Origin of the sequence: Floridaenema evergladense BLCC-F167 (assembly GCF_041929205.2) — a bacterium.
Taxonomy (GTDB): Bacteria; Cyanobacteriota; Cyanobacteriia; order Cyanobacteriales; family Aerosakkonemataceae; genus Floridanema; species Floridanema evergladense.
Window position 1 is genome coordinate 2563136 of sequence record NZ_CM171625.1, and the last position, 17850, is coordinate 2580985.

At 39.1% G+C, this 17850-nt stretch carries 16 protein-coding genes; 8 read left to right on the forward strand and 8 right to left on the reverse strand.

Going from position 1 to position 17850, the window contains the following annotated elements; translation table 11 throughout:
• Positions 1-37: 37 nt before the first annotated feature.
• A complete protein-coding gene (locus ACE1CA_RS12565; RefSeq protein ID WP_413279903.1) occupies positions 38-1156 on the reverse strand; it encodes a DegT/DnrJ/EryC1/StrS family aminotransferase in 1119 nt (372 codons plus the stop codon).
• Between the two features lie 129 nt (positions 1157-1285).
• Entirely contained in the window at positions 1286-1750 is a 465-nt protein-coding gene (locus ACE1CA_RS12570) for a hypothetical protein (RefSeq protein WP_413279902.1), read from the reverse strand.
• 339 nt (positions 1751-2089) lie between these two features.
• Here ACE1CA_RS12570 and ACE1CA_RS12575 point away from each other — a divergent pair, with 339 nt between their 5' ends.
• Positions 2090-2695 (forward strand): GDSL-type esterase/lipase family protein, encoded by a 606-nt coding sequence (locus ACE1CA_RS12575; protein ID WP_413279901.1) that lies wholly within the window; start codon positions 2090-2092, stop codon positions 2693-2695.
• Between the two features lies 1 nt (position 2696).
• On the opposite strand, the gene ACE1CA_RS12580 is transcribed toward ACE1CA_RS12575, so the two are convergent.
• On the reverse strand, positions 2697-3572 hold the full coding sequence (locus ACE1CA_RS12580; protein ID WP_413279900.1) for an SDR family oxidoreductase: 876 nt from the start codon (positions 3570-3572) through the stop codon (positions 2697-2699).
• 117 nt (positions 3573-3689) lie between these two features.
• On the opposite strand from ACE1CA_RS12580, the gene ACE1CA_RS12585 reads away from it, so the two are divergent.
• On the forward strand, positions 3690-4238 hold the full coding sequence (locus ACE1CA_RS12585) for a thermonuclease family protein (protein ID WP_413279899.1): 549 nt from the start codon (positions 3690-3692) through the stop codon (positions 4236-4238).
• Between the two features lie 226 nt (positions 4239-4464).
• A complete protein-coding gene (locus tag ACE1CA_RS12590; protein WP_413279898.1) occupies positions 4465-5343 on the forward strand; it encodes a lysophospholipid acyltransferase family protein in 879 nt (292 codons plus the stop codon).
• A gap of 157 nt (positions 5344-5500) precedes the next feature.
• Here the strand turns inward: ACE1CA_RS12590 and ACE1CA_RS12595 are convergent, their stop codons facing one another.
• Positions 5501-6160: an L-threonylcarbamoyladenylate synthase gene (locus tag ACE1CA_RS12595; RefSeq protein ID WP_413279897.1), complete on the reverse strand. Its 660-nt coding sequence runs from the start codon at positions 6158-6160 to the stop codon at positions 5501-5503.
• Positions 6161-6330: 170 nt separating this feature from the next.
• Between ACE1CA_RS12595 and larC the strand changes: the two genes are divergently transcribed.
• The 3 genes from larC (at position 6331) to ACE1CA_RS12610 (ending at position 12500) form a co-directional block, all read left to right on the forward strand.
• A complete protein-coding gene (gene larC, locus ACE1CA_RS12600) occupies positions 6331-7575 on the forward strand; it encodes a nickel pincer cofactor biosynthesis protein LarC (protein WP_413279896.1) in 1245 nt (414 codons plus the stop codon).
• A gap of 450 nt (positions 7576-8025) precedes the next feature.
• On the forward strand, positions 8026-9720 hold the full coding sequence (locus ACE1CA_RS12605) for a S8 family peptidase (protein WP_413279895.1): 1695 nt from the start codon (positions 8026-8028) through the stop codon (positions 9718-9720).
• A 191-nt stretch (positions 9721-9911) separates the two neighbouring features.
• Positions 9912-12500, forward strand: coding sequence for an alkaline phosphatase D family protein (locus tag ACE1CA_RS12610; RefSeq protein ID WP_413279894.1), 2589 nt, complete (start codon positions 9912-9914; stop codon positions 12498-12500).
• A gap of 190 nt (positions 12501-12690) precedes the next feature.
• Here the strand turns inward: ACE1CA_RS12610 and ACE1CA_RS12615 are convergent, their stop codons facing one another.
• From ACE1CA_RS12615 to ACE1CA_RS12630, 4 genes are all read right to left on the reverse strand, one after another.
• Positions 12691-13314 (reverse strand): DUF6658 family protein, encoded by a 624-nt coding sequence (locus ACE1CA_RS12615; protein ID WP_413279893.1) that lies wholly within the window; start codon positions 13312-13314, stop codon positions 12691-12693.
• A 42-nt stretch (positions 13315-13356) separates the two neighbouring features.
• On the reverse strand, positions 13357-13929 hold the full coding sequence (locus ACE1CA_RS12620) for a DUF6658 family protein (RefSeq protein ID WP_413279892.1): 573 nt from the start codon (positions 13927-13929) through the stop codon (positions 13357-13359).
• Positions 13930-14128: 199 nt separating this feature from the next.
• Positions 14129-14437, reverse strand: a complete 309-nt coding sequence (locus ACE1CA_RS12625; RefSeq protein ID WP_413279891.1) for a WGxxGxxG family protein — start codon at positions 14435-14437, stop codon at positions 14129-14131.
• A 268-nt stretch (positions 14438-14705) separates the two neighbouring features.
• Positions 14706-16091, reverse strand: a complete 1386-nt coding sequence (locus tag ACE1CA_RS12630) for a hypothetical protein (protein ID WP_413279890.1) — start codon at positions 16089-16091, stop codon at positions 14706-14708.
• Between the two features lie 1148 nt (positions 16092-17239).
• On the opposite strand from ACE1CA_RS12630, the gene ndhL reads away from it, so the two are divergent.
• Both ndhL and ACE1CA_RS12640 read left to right on the forward strand, forming a co-directional pair.
• Positions 17240-17452 carry an NAD(P)H-quinone oxidoreductase subunit L gene (gene ndhL / locus ACE1CA_RS12635; protein WP_413279889.1) on the forward strand — a complete coding sequence of 71 codons (213 nt, stop codon included), beginning with the start codon at positions 17240-17242 and terminating at the stop codon, positions 17450-17452.
• 23 nt (positions 17453-17475) lie between these two features.
• Complete coding sequence (locus ACE1CA_RS12640; RefSeq protein ID WP_413279888.1) at positions 17476-17778, forward strand: DUF3007 family protein; 303 nt, start codon at positions 17476-17478, stop codon at positions 17776-17778.
• Positions 17779-17850: the final 72 nt, after the last annotated feature.

The window sequence follows — 17850 nt, forward strand, 5'->3', positions numbered from 1 at the left end:
ACTAACTTAAAATATAAACTGACCGCAATCATGTAGCTCACTCTAAGACTTTTTTCAACACATCTACTACTGTTTGAATTTGCTCTTCTGTCAAAGCCATACCGCTAGGAACATAAAATCCGCGACGCGCCAAATTTTCTGCCACCGGATAACTTTCTCCCGCAAACAATTCCATTTTTTGGAATACTGGTTGTTGGTGCATATTCCAGAAAAAGGGTCGAGTGCCAATTTTATATTTCCCCAAGCGCCGCATCATTTCGGAAGCATCAAAGGACACTTCTTCTTTAAGAACTATACCATAAACCCAGTAAATATTTTCAGCATAATCTGTATGGGTAACAGGTAATTGTAAACCGGGAACATCTGCTAACAATTTGGTGTAGAGATTTCCCATTCGACGTTTGCGGATAACAAATTCATCTAATCTTTCTAATTGTGCCAAACCTAAAGCTGCTTGCAGGTTGCTCATGCGGAAGTTCCAACCCAATTCTTCATGGACAAAACGCTTTTGGGGTTGGAAGCATAAGTTACGCAAAGAACGGCACCTTTCTGCTAATTCGTCGTCATCGGTGAGGAGCATTCCGCCTTCACCAGTGGTGATGTGTTTGTTGGGGTAAAAGCTAAAGGTACTGATATCACCGAAACTGCCGCAAGCTTGATTTTTATAAGTTTGACCGTGCATTTCGGCAGCGTCTTCAATAATTTTTAAATTATACTTTTTTGCCAGAGCTAATATGGGTGTCAGATCAGCAGGTAAACCGTAAATATGAACAACCATAATAGCTTTAGTTTTGGACGTGATTTTGGCTTCTATTTGCGCCACGTCCATATTCCAAGTTTGGGAATCGCTATCTACTAAAACTGGCACAGCGCCCGATCGCACAATTGCCGCGCCACAGGAAATAATGGTAAAAGTTGGCAAAATTACTTCATCGCCTGCGCCAATTTGTAAAGCTGCTACTGCCGCATCTAAAGCAGCGGAACCATTGCAGACAGCGATGCCGTGTTTTCTGCCGAGACGGGCAGCAAATTCTTCTTCAAATCGCTTAACAAATGGCCCTTCGGAAGAAATCCAACCCCCATCAATGCACTCGTTGAGATATTGTCGTTCTTTACCATCTAAGAGCGGCTGATTAACGGGGATTGACTCGTTCATTTGGTAAATTCCTCCTAAACATAAGTAAATTATCAGTCAACAGTTATCAGTTATCGCAGCCTAATGTGGGGTTTTTAAACCAGTTATCAGTCAGCAGTTGTCGATCGAGAAACCAAATCAACAGAAAATCTAATTACTGATAAGTGATAACGTTTCATTTTTTTGTTGCGTGATGCCTGGGAAGCGGGTTTTGTCTTCTTCTCCGACATAAGGCCCTTGTTTGATCTCAATTATTTCTACTTCTTCTACTACTTCAAAGCCATGACCGCCAGCTATTAGTAGAATGACATCTCCTGCTTCTAGAAGTCGGCTTTCTAAATATTCTTGCTGTTCGCTGTAAAAGTCAACCCGTAATCGTCCTTTTTTAATTAATAAAACTTCTTGGGTGTAAAATACAATCCGAGAAACTGGGTTGTGGATATGGGGCTGAATAATTTTGCCTGTGGGATGGTTGATATAAGCTAGTTGTTGAGAAAAGGTATTGGGGGTGAAAAAGTGAATTCCAGGCTGATTAAACTTTGCAGAAATAACGATCGCCAGCAACCGATCGTTATGGGTGATTTCCTCCACCAGCTGTTGGGAAGATGTATTCATTAATTACCTCTAAATTTAAGAATGTTTAAGAACAGAAATATGGGCGAATGGTACTGAAATCAGAGCAAAAAAAAAGCACCTATAGATTAATATGAGAGAATCAAAGACTGGGGAACTAAAGATACTCCCTTTAATATGCCAAATCGAGGCGAAATTATCAAGTAAAAATTTCAGAATTAACAAAGAATTTAATTATCGGGTTTTTGATAGTCGTTCCTGGAACTAAAGTCATGGCTTATACAGACAAAACGGTACACCTGCAACTACTGTGACCGTAGTAATACTTATAATAATTTGAATAATTTGTAAGTGTTCAGTATATTTACCTTTAAAGAAACAATGGCTTTATCTAATGTCCGAATTTGCTTTGTTGGTGACTCGTTCGTTAATGGTACTGGTGATTCTGAATGTCTAGGTTGGACGGGAAGAATTTGCAGTGCAGCGATCGAACTAGGTCATGATGTTACTTACTATAATTTGGGAATTAGAAGGGAAACTAGTGCTGATATTGCGGCACGTTGGTTGGCAGAAGTTTCGCGGAGGTTGCCGGAGAATTGCGATCGTAGAATCGTCTTCTCTTTTGGTGTAAATGATACCACAATTGAAGATGGCAAACCTCGCGTTGAATTGACTAAAACTCTAGAAAATACTCAGCAAATCTTGTCTATTGCCAAAACCTCATTTTCTATATTAATGGTAAGTCCGCCTCCTATTACAGAAGTTGAACAAAACAGCAGAATTGAAGCTTTATCTCAAGAATTAGCTGTTATTTGCGAACAGCTAAATGTGCCGTATCTAGATGTTTTCACACCTCTGCAAAAATCAGAAGTTTGGCTGAAAGAAGTAGCAGCAAATGATAGTTACCATCCCAAAGCAGCAGGTTATTCGGAGTATGCTAATTTGGTGCAGAAATGGGATGCTTGGCAAAGTTGGTTAAATAGCTAAACTAAATTTTTCCTCTTAAAGCTTCTAACTCTTCTCGTAAACTCAAAGGTTGATATCCTAAAGCAAAAGCTTTGTCACTATTTAACGAAACATCTTTAGATCTAGGTGCTGCCATTGGCACATCTTTTTGTAAACAAGCTGTTAGTTTATCTTGGGGAAGTTCCAAGATTTCTGCCATTAATTTACCAAATTCATAACGGGATATTCGTTCTTTTCCACCTAAATGAATGACTCCGTTAACTTTTTCTAATGCTAATAAAAGTCCTTTAGCAGCAGTTTTTCCGCTAACGGGTGTTCTAAATTCATCGGTGAATAAACTTAAACCTTTTCCTTCTCTAAGCGTCTTGATAAATGGTTGAATAAAACTGGTTGCTTGTGGTGATGGAATGCCAAACATTAATGGCATTCGACAAACTGCTGTTTGGGGATATCTAGTTAGCATTTCTTGTTCAGCTAAGACTTTTTGCTCGCCGTAAATGTTAACTGGAGAAACTGAATCTGTTTCTTGGTAAGGGGGATTTAACCCATCAAAAACTAAGTCGGTGGAAGTGAAGGCGCAGGCGATGGAATAATCAGCACATAAACCTGCAATATTGCTAGAAGTTGTAACATTTATTATTGCGGATTCTTCCGGGTGAGTTTGGCAAAAGTTGGGATTAGATTGTGCAGCGGTGTGAATAACTGCTGTTGGTTGAATTTGCTGAAATAGGTTTTTGAGTTGCTCAAAATTTCGTAAATCAACTTTAATTAAATTTACATTCAGCATTTCTATAGGTTTGCTAAAGTAAGTGCCGTAAACTTCCCATTCTTGTTGAGCAAGTTGACAAAGGTTCCATCCCAAAAACCCACTAGCACCAGTAACTAAAAGTTTTTTCATCGTACCACCTAAATTCACCATTTAAGTTAATTATCGCTTATGTATCGGATCTAAAAAAGTTTGTCAAAATAGAAATATATATGTAAACGCTGTTCTTTTTGTGGTAAATATAAATACATGATTCACTTTCACAAATTGATTCCGATCGCACTTGTAGCAAGTTTAGCCGGATGTAACTTATTTTCCGGTCAAAATACTTACCCAGTGCGGCGGGTGAGTGATGGGGATACGATCGCTGTCACTCAAGGCGATAAAACTAATGTTACCGTCCGCTTTGCCTGTATTGATGCGCCAGAAGTTCCCCATTCCAAGAAGGAAAAGAATAGCCAAAAGTTGCTAGATAAAAACCAATTTAATTGGGGAATTAAAGCACAATCCAGAGTACAGCAATTAATTAACCAAGGAGGCGATCGCGTTGTTTTGAATATCACTGATACCGATCGGTACGGACGGCAAATTGCAGAAGTTCGTTTACCTAATGGTACTTTTGTTCAAGAAAATTTAGTGAGAGAAGGTTTAGCATTAGTTAATCGTCCATATCTCAGATATTGTCCTAGTAAAGAGATTATTGAACAAGCAGAATCAGATGCTAAAAAAAATTCGCGTGGAGTTTGGATTGATCCTCAATTTGTCCCGCCTTGGGATTATCGACGCATTAAAAAATAACTCAATTTGCTATTTAGATAGATTGTATTTTAGATCCCCCCTAACCCCCCTTACCAAGGGGGGAATTAGATGTTAAGTTCCCATTATCAAGGAGGGAATTAGATGTTAAGTTCCCATTATCAAGGAGGGAATTAGATGTTAAGTCCCCCTTGGTAAGGGGGATTTAGGGGGATCGGAAACTCAGAAACGCAAACAGGTTATAACCAGAAACTTACGTTAATCTACTATGAAAAAGTCTCAAAATTATCAGCGAAAAACTAGACCGGGTTGGTCTTTAGAACGGCGAGAAGAAGAATTTATCCAATCTTGGATGCCTCTTTTAGGATGGCTTTATCATGAATATTTTCGGGTAAAAACTAGCGGTTGGGAACAAATTCCTCCGGGAAAAGTGCTATTTGTTGGTTCTCATAATGGAGGATTAGCCGCACCAGATATGTTTATGATGATTTACGATTGGTTTGAGCGATTTGGTTTTTCTCGTCCTGTTTATGGTTTAATGCACCCTCATGTTTGGGAAGTTTGTTTGCCATTAGCGCAGTTAGCGGAAAAAGCTGGAGCAATTAAGGCTCATCCAAAAATGGCGATCGCAGCTTTCCGCAAAAATGCCAGCGTGTTAGTTTACCCTGGCGGCGCAGAAGATATTTTTCGTCCCTATAGTTTACGCAATAAAATTTATTTTGCAGGGCGAAAAGGGTTTATTAAATTAGCATTACGAGAAGAAGTACCAATTGTTCCGGTAATTTCTCATGGTGCTCACGAAACTTTTATAGTTTTAGCGGAAATTTACCAACAAATGCGCCAGTTACATGAGTGGGGAATGCCTTGGTTATTTGGTATCGACCCAATAGTTTTTCCGATTTATTTGGGATTACCTTGGGGAATTGGAATTGGCCCTTTGCCGCATATTCCCTTACCAGTACAAATTGAAACTCGTGTTTGTCCGCCAATTATTTTTGAACGCTATGGCAGGGAAGCAGCGAGCGATCGACAATACGTTAATGATTGCTATGAAAAAGTTTGTTATTTAATGCAAAAAGAATTAGATGATTTAGTTTGTCGAGTGCATCAAACTAATTCAAAATTCAAAATTCAAAATTCAAAATGATAACCATTAGTCTAAAGCCAAATGTTATCCTCAGAGCTTGCACCAAGAGGCGGAGCCTCTATTACTCGTTCCCAGGTTCAACCTGGGAACGAGTCAGGGGAGGTTCTACCTCCCCTGTTGCAAAATCTGAGTTTACCAATTCTCTGTAAAATTGCGCTTACCCAAGCCAAGCGGCAGCAGTCTCCCATTCCATCCCTTGGCGTGTGATTTCCGGTGTTTCGCCAGTGAGGTCTATAATCGTTGAACCTTCGTAACGTGGTTCCTCGCCATTATCCACAATAACATCCACTAATTTTTCTAGGTGATCGAATAGTTCTGCCTGGGAGAAGAAACCATTTTTTTCCACAGAAATGGGTGCCGATTCATTTTGATCTAACACATGGGCGGAAGTGGAAATAATCGGATTACCCAGTGCGTTCAATAAAGCTAAACAAACAGGATGATCTGGTACTCGAATCCCGGTAGTTTTCCGCTTTGGATTCATGACAATTTGGGGTACTAACTTAGTTGTTGGTAAGATGAAGGTGTAAGGCCCCGGAATCAACCGTTTCATAGTTCGGTAAGCTGTGTCTGTCACAAAAGCGTAGGTAGCCACATTAGATAAAGAAGGACAGAGGAAAGTTAATGGCTTGTCATTTGACATTTGTTTGATGCGTCTGACTCTTTGGATGGCTGATTTGGAGGATATGTCACATCCGATCGCGTAAACTGTATCTGTTGGATATAGCATTACTGCCCCGCTTTTCAGGTCGTCCTTAATCTGATCTACAAAGCGAGTTTGGGGGCTGTTTGGGTGAATTTGGTAAACTGTAGCCATAAAAATTTCACTAATATTATGAAGGCAGAAGGAAAAAACACTTACTTTTAACTGTATAGTTATTTTCGTCACACTACACTAGTAAAGATGCTTCATGAAATTTTATTCAATTTGTCTAACTAACAACTAACAACAATCGATCGATAACCAATGACTAATAACAAAGGCAAATGAAAAAAGTAGCTTACCTAGATTGTCCGACTGGAATTGCTGGTGATATGTGTTTAGGCGCACTAGTTCATGCTGGTGTTCCTTTGGATTACTTAAGAGAAAAGCTGAGTCTTTTGGGGATTTCTGACGAATACCAATTACGGGCAGAATTGGTGCATCGTAATGGTCAGGAAGCCACCAAGGTTCATGTAGATTTAACTAATGACCACGATCGTGAAGAGCATCATATTCATGCACGTCATTTGCCAGAAATAGAAAGGACGATCTTAGCAGCTGGCTTACCTAATCAGGCAGAAAAGATGAGTTTAGCTGTGTTTCGGAAATTGGCAGAAGCAGAAGGTGCGGTTCATGGTGTTGCGCCGGAAAAAGTGCATTTTCATGAAGTAGGGGCGACTGATGCGATCGTCGATATTGTTGGTACTTGTTTGGGTTTAGATTGGTTAGGAATTGAGCGATTTTATTGTTCGCCTTTGCCTACTGGTGGGGGCACAATTAAAGCGGCTCACGGTCAAATGCCAGTACCAACTCCAGCAGTGTTAAAGTTGTGGGAATATCGGCAAGTCCCAGTTTATAGTAACGGAATTGAAAAGGAATTGGTTACGCCTACAGGAGCAGCGATCGCAGTTACTCTCGCTGATGCTTTTGGTTCCCCCCCCAGAATGACGATTCAAAAAGTAGGTTTAGGTGCAGGTTCTCGACAATTACCGATTCCCAATATTCTCAGATTATGGATTGGTGAGGAAACAGCATCAACTACTATTAATAATTATACTGCAACTAATACGGAATTAGAAACTATTGCGGTTTTGTCAACGCAAATTGATGATTTGAGTCCTCAAGCGATCGCTTACACTTTTGATGCCTTACTAACAGCTGGTGCTTTAGATGTTTTCACTCAACCAATTGTGATGAAAAAATCCCGCCAAGGCGTGTTATTAACAGTTATCTGTCATCCCGAAAAACAATCAATTTGCGAAACTATTTTATTTCGAGAAACTACAACTTTAGGAATTCGTCATTGTCTTCAACAAAGATCCATTCTGCCAAGGGAAATTCAAAAAGTCTCAACTCCCTACGGCGAAGTTAGGGTAAAAATCGCTGGCACAAACGGCAATATTACCAACGTTCAACCAGAATATGAAGATTGCGCCCAATTAGCTAAGGAAAATAATGTAAGTTGGCGGGAAATACATCGGTTAGCTTGGCAAAGTTGGTATGACAAACATCCACCTACTTTTAGTTAAGGGTATATTTTTTCAAATCAATCGGTAAATATTTGCACTGAAAAGGCGATCGCAAAACATTTTTTATACGTATTATTTACTGCAAAAATCATTTGAAATAAATTATTTTTATTTAGTCGTAGTGATGTTATGCGACGTTAAGAACTTGGGCAACCTAAACTAGGTTTTCAGATCTTCCGTACTTCAGGGGCTAACGAAACTTGACTTATTAGCTTCAACGCATTGAGTTTCTCACTGCACCAGCTAACCGCTACCTTTGATTAGCAAAATTTATCTATACTAATTACGGAAGACCTTGCTTTCAAACTGTATTTATTTTCGGAATCAGCGAAACATCATTGATTCCTTCAACCAGAAAACCTTTCATCGTCAATATCTTTGTGTGAGGATGTGTTCTCTTAACGTCGAAAACTGTCATTATGCACGCTGCATAAAGTGAATTCTCACCGTATGTCTACTGCAAACTTTTCAGATTTCATCGATCTCGGATTTTACCGCCAAAGCAATCCTGATTTGGCTAATTTAACTGACGCTCAACTGTTAAATAACTTCACTACAACTGGGATCGATCGGGGGAGGATTTTTTCACCTTTTATCGATCTAAGATATTATCAGCAAAGTAACCCCGATTTAACTGGTTTGAACAATCGTCAGTTGTTGGAACATTTAATAAGTAGTGGTATCAATGAAGGACGAACTTTTTCTCCATACATAGACCTTAACTATTACCGTCAAAAAAACCCAGATTTAGCTAGTTTCACTAACTTGCAACTTTGGCAACACTTCAGTAAAATTGGGTTTGCTGAAGGACGAGCAGGTTCACCAATCCCTTACAATAGCACTTTTGGTTTTGGTTTAGCAAATGCCTCTGCTGCTGTTGCTTCTGCTACAGGACAAAGAACCTTTTCAGAAGTTGCTGATTTAGCTGGAAATAGTTGGAATTTGGATGCAATTAAAGCACCGGAAGCTTGGAGTAGAGGTTACACTGGTCAGGGAATTGTTGTCGCTGTTGTAGATACAGGAGTCGATTATAATCACAGCGATTTAGATGGAAATATTTGGGTAAATACCAAAGAAATTCCTGGCAACAGAAAAGATGATGACGGCAATGGTTATATAGATGATGTTCGCGGTTGGGATTTCGTTAGTAGGGATAACGACCCAATGGATTTAGAAGGACATGGTACTCACGTTGCAGGTACAATTGCCGCAGAAAATAACGGTTTTGGTGTCACTGGAGTAGCACCTAATGCCAAAATTATGCCAGTAAGAGTGTTGGATGCTTCTGGCAATGGTTCCGTACTTGATGTAGCTGCGGGAATTCGCTACGCGGTCGATAATGGAGCGAAAGTAATTAATCTTAGTTTAGGTGGAGATAATACCACTGCGGTAGAAGCTTCAGCTATTAAATATGCCGCAGAAAAAGGAGCAGTTGTAGTTTATGCCGCAGGAAATGAAAGCCAAGCTCAACCAACTTATCCAGCTAAATACGCTACTCATTTTGGTATTGCTGTAGGTGCAGTTAATAGAAATAATCAAATGGCAAGTTTTTCTAATTTATCAGGAAACTTACCATTAGATTATGTGAATGCTCCAGGGGTGGGTATTTCCTCTACTTTTCTGGGTAATAGCTACATAACTTTGAGTGGTACATCAATGGCATCGCCACATATTGCGGGATTAGCAGCATTAATTTTGAGTAGTAATCCCAATCTTGGACCTACACAAGTGGAAAGAATATTAACAAAAACTGCTAATTCCTCTGTTGTTCAGCGATCGAGTCAAGTTTTGAGTAGTAATTCTTCTGGCAATTTCAGTCAAGCTGCTAATGTTGCTGTTGATAGTTTGACTGGAGAGCAAATTGATGAAGTTTCTGGTGATTTTATGGCGGAAAATGTGCCAGTAACTCAGGGAATAGATAGAGTAGATGGAGATTCAATTTATTCGGCTTTAAATGAAGTTGATTTAGCATCTACTCAAGGCAGTTGCCGGGAATTAGCTATTGCTAATTTGAGTAATGAATTGCATTCTCTTGGTAATAGTACAAGAGTGAGTATACAGGATATGTTGACCGATCGCACCTTGAGTGCCAACTCTAACAATACCTGGATGCAACTAACTCAACCTGGAGAATTCTTAAGTTAAAAAAACTTCGTTGTCAGGACTTGATTCCTATAAAGATAGGATTGAAGTCCTGACAATGGACTAAAGAATTTGTACTACTTCATTAATATTTTATAAAAAGAGACAAGTAAATAGAAAAGTATGGTATTTCTAATCTAGGTATCTGCAATCGTCAAGAAAAACCAAATTCTAAACAAAGTTAAACTATACTTATGAGCGTTAACTTATTTAATGCCAGCTTTTACCGTGCTGCTAATCCTGATTTGGCAGGATTAAATGACCAACAAGCTTTTTCTCACTTTACAAATTTAGGGTTGAACGAAGGTCGAGCATTTTCCCCGTTTGTAGATTTGAATTTTTATCGGGATAACAATGCTGATTTAGCTAGGTTGAATAATAGCCAACTTCTGACTCATTTGCAAAATCTAGGTGTGCAAGAAGGCAGAAGATTTTCACCCTTTGTCAATGTAGATTTTTATCTAAATAGTAATGCTGATTTAAGGCAAGCTTTTGGAGGAAATCGGGAACAAGCTTTGACTCATTTACAAAGTTTAGGAGTCAATGAAAGACGCAGATTTTCTGCGGTTGCTAACTTAGATTTTTACTTGGCAAACAATGGGGATGTTAATACTGCGTTTCAGGGAAATCGATCGCAAACTTTCCAGCATTTAATAATTAATGGTATCAAAGAAGGCAGATTATTTAGTGAATTTTTCGAGCCAACTTTTTATTTACAAAATAATGCTGATGTTAATGCGGCATTTGGGAGCGATCGCTATCGAGCCTTACAACATTTTGTCACCTTTGGCTTAAATGAAAGTAGAGAATTTTCTGCTGCTTTAGATTTAAGTTACTACCGTCAATTATACCCGGATTTAGTAGCAGCGAGATTAAGCGATCGGCAATTATTGGAACATTTTCAACTATTTGGATTAAACGAAAGGCGCATTTCTTCGCCATTTCTTAACGTTGGTTACTACTTAGCCAATAATTCAGACTTGAGAAATGCTGGTTTCAATTCTCTACAAGCATATCAACATTTTGTCACCAATGGATTACGAGAAGCACGCAACGCTAACACTACCAATAATGTTGTTTTCAATGCTGTAGCCTCTGGAGATGCCACAGAAAATAGTGCTATTCTCTGGACAAGAACTGCCGACACTTCTACTCAAAGAGGTAAACTCAGCGATTTAGTCGTACAAGTTTCTACAAATCCCCAATTTACTGACATTAAAAATACCTTTGTTACGCAAACAAATCCCGATCGCGACTACACCATCAAAATAGATAATACCTTCTTACAAAGCAATACTCGTTATTATTACCGCTTCCTCGCACCCGGAGGACAAATTAGCCAAACAGGAACTTTTAAAACCGCACCAAATCCCACAGATAGAGTACCTGTTCGCATGGCTTTTAGTGCCGATACAGCAGGTGAATGGCGACCTTATAATTTAAGTAAACAATTCCCTAACTTAAATTTAGACTTCTTTGTTTACTTAGGCGACGTTATTTATGAAACCAGAAGCGGCGATCCAAATACTGGCAGAAATAACTCTCCACTAACAGCCGATCCTTTTACCGATCGAGCGCAAAGTTTAGCTGATTATCGGCGGAAATATTTAGAAAATTTGTTACCTGTAAATCCCGGTGGATTCTCAGGTTTACAATCACTTTATGCTTCCCAAAGTAACTACACGCTGTTAGATAATCACGAACTTGGCGATCGACAATTTGCTAATGGAGGTGCGCCTGCTGGTACTCCTGCGGGTGCGGGTGTAGATGCCACAAATCCCATTTTTGATGTCAACAATACCGGGACTTTTATTAATAAAACCCCCGGATTTCAAGATGCGGTACTGCAAGCTTATAAAGATTACCAACCAATCAGAGAAGTAAAAATTTCTGCACCCAACGATCCCAATACTAATGGCACAGACAAATTATATTTTGCCCAAAAATGGGGAGCAAATGCTATTTTTATTAACGTAGACGATCGCTCCTATCGTGACATTCGCATGAGGAGAGTTAACGCCGCAGGAGCAACGGTAGATGACACAGGCGATCGAGCTAATAATCCCGATCGAACTATGTTAGGCGACACTCAATTTGAGTGGCTTAAACAAACACTTTTACAAGCCAAAAATGACAACACCACCTGGAAATTAATTGCTATTTCCACACCGATCGATGAAAATGCCAGCACCAGCGGGAATAGAATCATCCCCTTAGATACAGGAAAAACTTGGATTGGAGGTTATCGTGCCGAACGCAACGAATTACTCAAATTTATTGCCGATAACCAAATTAAAAACGTAGTATTTCTCACCGCTGACGATCACGAATTTCGCGTCAACGAACTAACTTATTTCGATCCAGTCACAGGTTCCCGTGTCCTAGTTCCTAACACTTTCACCATAGTTGGTGGGCCATTAGGTGCTTTTGGCCCCGGTTTAATTACCAATCGTAGTTTTGAAAATATTAAATCTTTAGCCGATGGAATTGTCGCGCAACAGCAAGCAAGAGGGGCCGATCCACTAGGATTAAATCCCAACTTTCCCGGTTTAGAAAATGTATTTCGTGAAGGCGATCCTAACGCTAACAGGCTACGTCAACCAGTGGATTTTTATTCACCAGATACCTTCAATTACGTCACTCTTGATATTAGTGGCGATGGCAGAAGACTGTCAGTAAATACTTACGGAATTAACCCTTACAGAGATAACTCTTTCCCAGAACCCAACCCCGATGAATCAGTAAGGCGTATTCTTGGTTTTGACATTCAAGCCACCATCTAATCAACTTAACACAGAGCCTCTATTTTTCGTTTTTTCGTTACCAGGTTGAACCTGGTAACGAGATCTGGGAGGTTCTACCTCCCCTACTGCAAGATTCTGAGTAAAATCAAAAAAATCAGGGAAATTCATATCAATTAATGGATTCCCTGATTTTTTATTTCTGATTGATGATTAATGACCAATAACCTAATTATTTCACATCTACAGAGCGATCGCTAAAAGCTCGCTGACTGTTCTCTAAAGCTTGGTTGGCATTAGACTTCAAAGAATTGGAGATTTTTTCACTTGCCTTAGCCGCATCACGAGCAGTATTTTTCGCATTTTGGGTAGCATCTTCTACTACATCAGGCACAGATTTAGCGGCGTTTTCGGTGTTTTCTTTCACATTTTCTGCACCACGTAGCGTACCTTTGGTTACACCTTTAGCCGTGTTTTTAGCTGATTCCCCAATATCTTTGGTCAGGTTTTCAACTCTTTCGTTTAACGGCGTACCTTTGGTATAATTGTCGGCGTATTTTCCAAAGCTATCACCACGCTTTTGAATGTTTCCTTCCGCCTTATTTACAATGTCGTTAGCCTTAGCATTTGCGCCAGAAGTATTCGCTCTCGGATCGACATCGCTATAGCTATTCATCCCACCTCTGTAAGGTGAAGAAACAGCATTTGAAGGAACTTCAGGTCTGCCATTTCTGTCTAAAGCGTTTGCTGGCCCATTGTTACAAGCAGTAGTAACTATTACTAAAAGTCCAGCCAAAAAAACAGTTAAAACTCGGAACAAACGAGTAGGATTCAGCCAAGAGATTAATTGTTTCATTATTTTACTCCTTGTTTATTTGATGTTTAGTTAACAAAGAAATTATCTTTCTTTAGCAGGGTTAACTTGTAACTCTGGTTCTGTAGGTTGTCCTAACTTATCTTTGATAAAAGCTGAAGCGTCTTTAAATGTTCCTCCAACTTTTTCTAAAATCTGTGCATCGGGGTCGCTGCGATCGATCGATCCTTGCCGAGGTTCAGGAATTTGAGTCACAGATTTCTCCAATTCCCTCTCTCCTCTAGGGCCAATATCGGGATTTCTAGAACTAGTAGCGTCAGAACCAGGATAAAGTAAATCCGAAGCATCACTCTCAACATTCGTAGCAATTAACTGATGAGAAATTAGCTGAAGATCTGCTCGATTGTTACGCTCTTTATTGACAGTTTCACTGTTCACCCTTGGATCGCTAGATGCGTTAAAATTGGTGTAGCCATCTCCACCATTTTTGTAAGGATTATTTGCGCCTCCAGCTTGTACGGGAGGATTATTTGGACGTGCGCCTGTGACATCACCACTATTACAAGCAGTCATAAAAAATAGCGCTATTCCTGCTAGAAAAACAGTCAATATTCTGCCCAGTCTCGCCTTTTTAAAGAAATTAGTTAAAGTTCTCACTAATCCCTCCTCATTATTTTTTACCAACGCTTATTAACATAAGAATTAAAGAGTAATTGTTCCATCTAACTGAGGTTACATTCTTTTTGAAACCTGTGGTGACTATTTCTCTAACTAGAGAGAGAGTCATAGCAACAAAGAGCTTTAGGACAATTTCCTAAAGCCCTTTCAACGGATATTTTTCGCTTATCACCTTACATTAATATCTGGTACCAGGACGGCTTGCTTCATCAGGTTCACGGTAACGTACTGATTCTTCATGTTTGTTGCGACCAGCTAACCCAGCTAAACCAATTAAACCTAATAATCCTAACCAACCCCAATCAAAACCGTCTCTGTTGTCTCTGTTGTAATCAGAAGTTCCAGTAGTAGTGCCACTAGAACCACCAGTAGTTGTGTCGCCACTTGTGCCAGTTTGTGCGGAAACAGGTAATGTCAGAGGCAAAGAAGCTAAACTCAAAGTTACTAAGCTAACGCCGAGAAACTTGGACAGTTTGTTACTTTTCATGTTAAAGTTCTCTCCCTTTTATTAATTAATTGCAGATTATCAACAGAATTCAAAACTATTGAAATATCTGAATTCTTTTTTGTAAGCTAACTGCATAGCTTTACTATGATGGTGCAAAATTAAATTTGAACCATCATCAACCTTCAGCTAGAGAAACTTTAACTCTAGAACTCACCCTTGAGACATAGACAAAATTTGTAGGATTAATTTGGCAATTTTGGGAGTGAATCAATTAAAAACTTTCAGCATCACACTGACTACTGTACAATCAGCTTTCGCTTGGTAATCCATTTTTATTTAATTCTTCCTCTAGCTGTTTTTCATCAATCAGGTAGCTGGGGATTTTATTGTCTTGCTTAAGTTGAGAAAAAATTCTCCAAGTATTCCAATTCCATTGGCGTTCATTACTTGAATTATTGTCATTGGAATTTTGCATATTCACTAAATTGTATTCCACATTTTCCGCATAAATGGCAAAGGTAATGTTGAATAGCTCTAAAAAGTAAATAATCCATTGGCATTCAGCTTCGGGATATTTCTGATAGTACTCAATTAATATTGCCACACAAGTCTCTAAGTGCGATCGCGAATTGGGAGAGATTAAAATGATTTTTAGTAACACTACCACCAAAGTTAAAGGATTCCCTTGGGACAGCATTAAAACAAATAATTCCGAGGGTTCTTGTCTATTTTCAGTTGTTAAAAAATCAATGACACGATTACAGCTTCTTAAAATCAATGCCTGATTTATTAACTCTTCATCATATTCAGCATAAATTGTTTCTAACTTGGCTGATAAATTTTGATTGAAGAGATTAACAATTCTAGGATTTTTTACAGAAAACAATAAATAATTACTCAAGCTTTTTTTATAAAACTTGTAGTTCATATTCTGCGTCTGTTTCAGAAAAATATTAGCCAAATTAGTGTAGCTAAAAGGGCCACGTTTGACCAAAATTGTCTTAATTAGACGTAAAACGTCATCTCCCAAACCTGTTGGATTTGCTAAATTTCTATGCTTGCTGGCAGCAGACTCCGTATAGGCAGTATACATAGCCAGATCGAACTTAAACTTATCTTTTAATTCTCTAGAAAGCGCCCTAGCAGCTGCTCTCTGTTCTTCTGGATTTAAAGAATTCAAATATTGTGGCACTAAAAGATAACAAGCATAACGATGTGCCCAATGTTGTTCTGTATCAAAACGCGAAGCAAATAATTTGAGTTCTTGATAATCCTTACTGTTAATAAAATTAACTAGCCAATAGCGAATCCGATTCAAATTTTTAGAAATAGTTTCTTCATGAATTTTTGGCTCGTTAAAAGCCTCTATTAAATCTTGAATCGCTCTCCGTTTTCTAATGGCATCCCAATTGTTAATTAAAATATAACAAGCACGCTTTAGCGTATTCCGAAACTCAGTTTCGTCATTCTCAAAAACAATTTTGTAGAGAGCTTGAATAGCTTCTTGACTAGCTACTTCTGTTTGATAAATAAACAAGTTTTTAAATTCTTGTAATACCATTTCTGGAGGCCACTGCCTAACAATGTTAAGCAGAAACCTATAAATAATATCCTGTGACTGTTGTAGACGTGAACCTTGACTGTCTAGCTGGATTGAATTATCCTGCTTCTGCACCGAAGGTTGATGATTCATATTTAATCTGCCTGAAATGGTAGTGCTTCCTAGTAATTACTCTTTCGGGAATAAAATTAATGTATGGAAAACGCTGCGGACACCCTGATTGTATTTCGTTGCAGTCTAACTTAGAGTACCTTAATTGTACAAGATCCGTAGTTAACAGTTTTAATTCTAAATCAGACTTCTACTTACTACCAACGCCTGATGACTATTGGATGACACTTCCAAAACTCATGTTTCACAACAGCCAGTATATTTTCTGCCTATCTTCTGATCTTTAATTGCTAATTTTCTCTCTCTTAATATTTTTTTTATAATTATCCTCCAGATAATCCTGGCTTGGGTAGTTAGCGCGATCGCCTTAACCAAAAACGGCTACCTACCCAAGCTATGACAAGCTAAAAAAAATATTTGTTCCCTGTTAAGAGATTTTCTTTCTTACACAAAATTATTAAGTAATTAACCGGGTTAATTCTAGCTTTCTAGGACAACTTAATATAGACCATTTTGGACAACTTATGGTTGTTGTCCCAAACACGCTCATCTGTTAAAACTAATAAATTTATGGGGGCAGAGGGACTTGAACCCTCACGACCTTTTACGGTCAACGGATTTTCATTCTCTCGCAACTTTCGCTACTGCCCGAAAATGCGATCGGGCTTTGAGAATTGGACTCTCCCTTTACCCTCGACTTTACGTTAGGGTAGCTCCCGTCGAGTCTCTGCACCTTCCAAAAAGTTCCGAGTTACTACTCTTCAACCTTTTAGCTTGGCTCAGGATTGCCCTATCTGTCACCAGACTTAGGTTTCCCTGAATTTGAGAGCCGTCACTTGCAGGATTTCTCCTCCAAGGCTCAGTTTTCTAAGTCCGTAGCGTCTACCATTCCGCCACACCCCCGAACTCAGCCTGAATTTCCAGCCTTTTTCGGTTGGATATCTATCTTACCGCAGAAATCGGAATTTGCACAAACATTTAGAAAAAATTTTTTGGGTTGGGGGGGACTGGGGACTGGGGACTGGGGACTGAGGAGGTAAGCCCAGTTAAATAAGTAATTAGTTAAATTATTTTCCCCATCCCCCCTGCTTTTTTTATTGTCGATCGTCCTGTAAAATGATCGAGTACTACTGCGCTTAGTGTCGTTGCTGCTGTAGATAAGAAAGACTATGTTGATTGCACTTTTGTATTTGATTTTGGGTGGAGCTTATTTGGTGGTAGTTCCTTTACTACTGTTTTTCTATATGCAAAAACGCTGGTATACTTGTGGCTCTTTTGAGCGCGGTTTTATGTACTTTCTGGTATTCTTCTTTTTCCCCGGATTGTTGGTACTCGCGCCGTTTTTGAATTTCCGACCTAAGCGGCGACAAATCGAAGCATAAAATTTCTAATCGGTCAACCCTAAATGCGTCGGATTGACATTATTTATGTAGGCTTGGGAATTTTCCTGGTTGGCGGATTGGCTTACCTACTGCTGCAACTTGTAGGTTTAGATAGTCAGCAAGCAGGGATTTGGAGTCAGAGTTTGCTGGTTTTTGGGTTAATTGGTTGGTTGTTGACTTATTTGTTTCGGGCTGGCACCAAGCAGATGACTTACAATCAGCAATTGAAAGATTATGAGGAGGCGGTTTTGCAAAAGCGCCTTGAAGAAATGACTCCTGAAGAACTAGAAAAGCTTCAGGCAGAAATTGAAGAAGGAAAAAAATAGTGGTTCCAATACTACTCGGTTAAGGGTAGGGGCAATTCATGAATTGCCCCTACCCCAGTCCCCAGTCCCTAA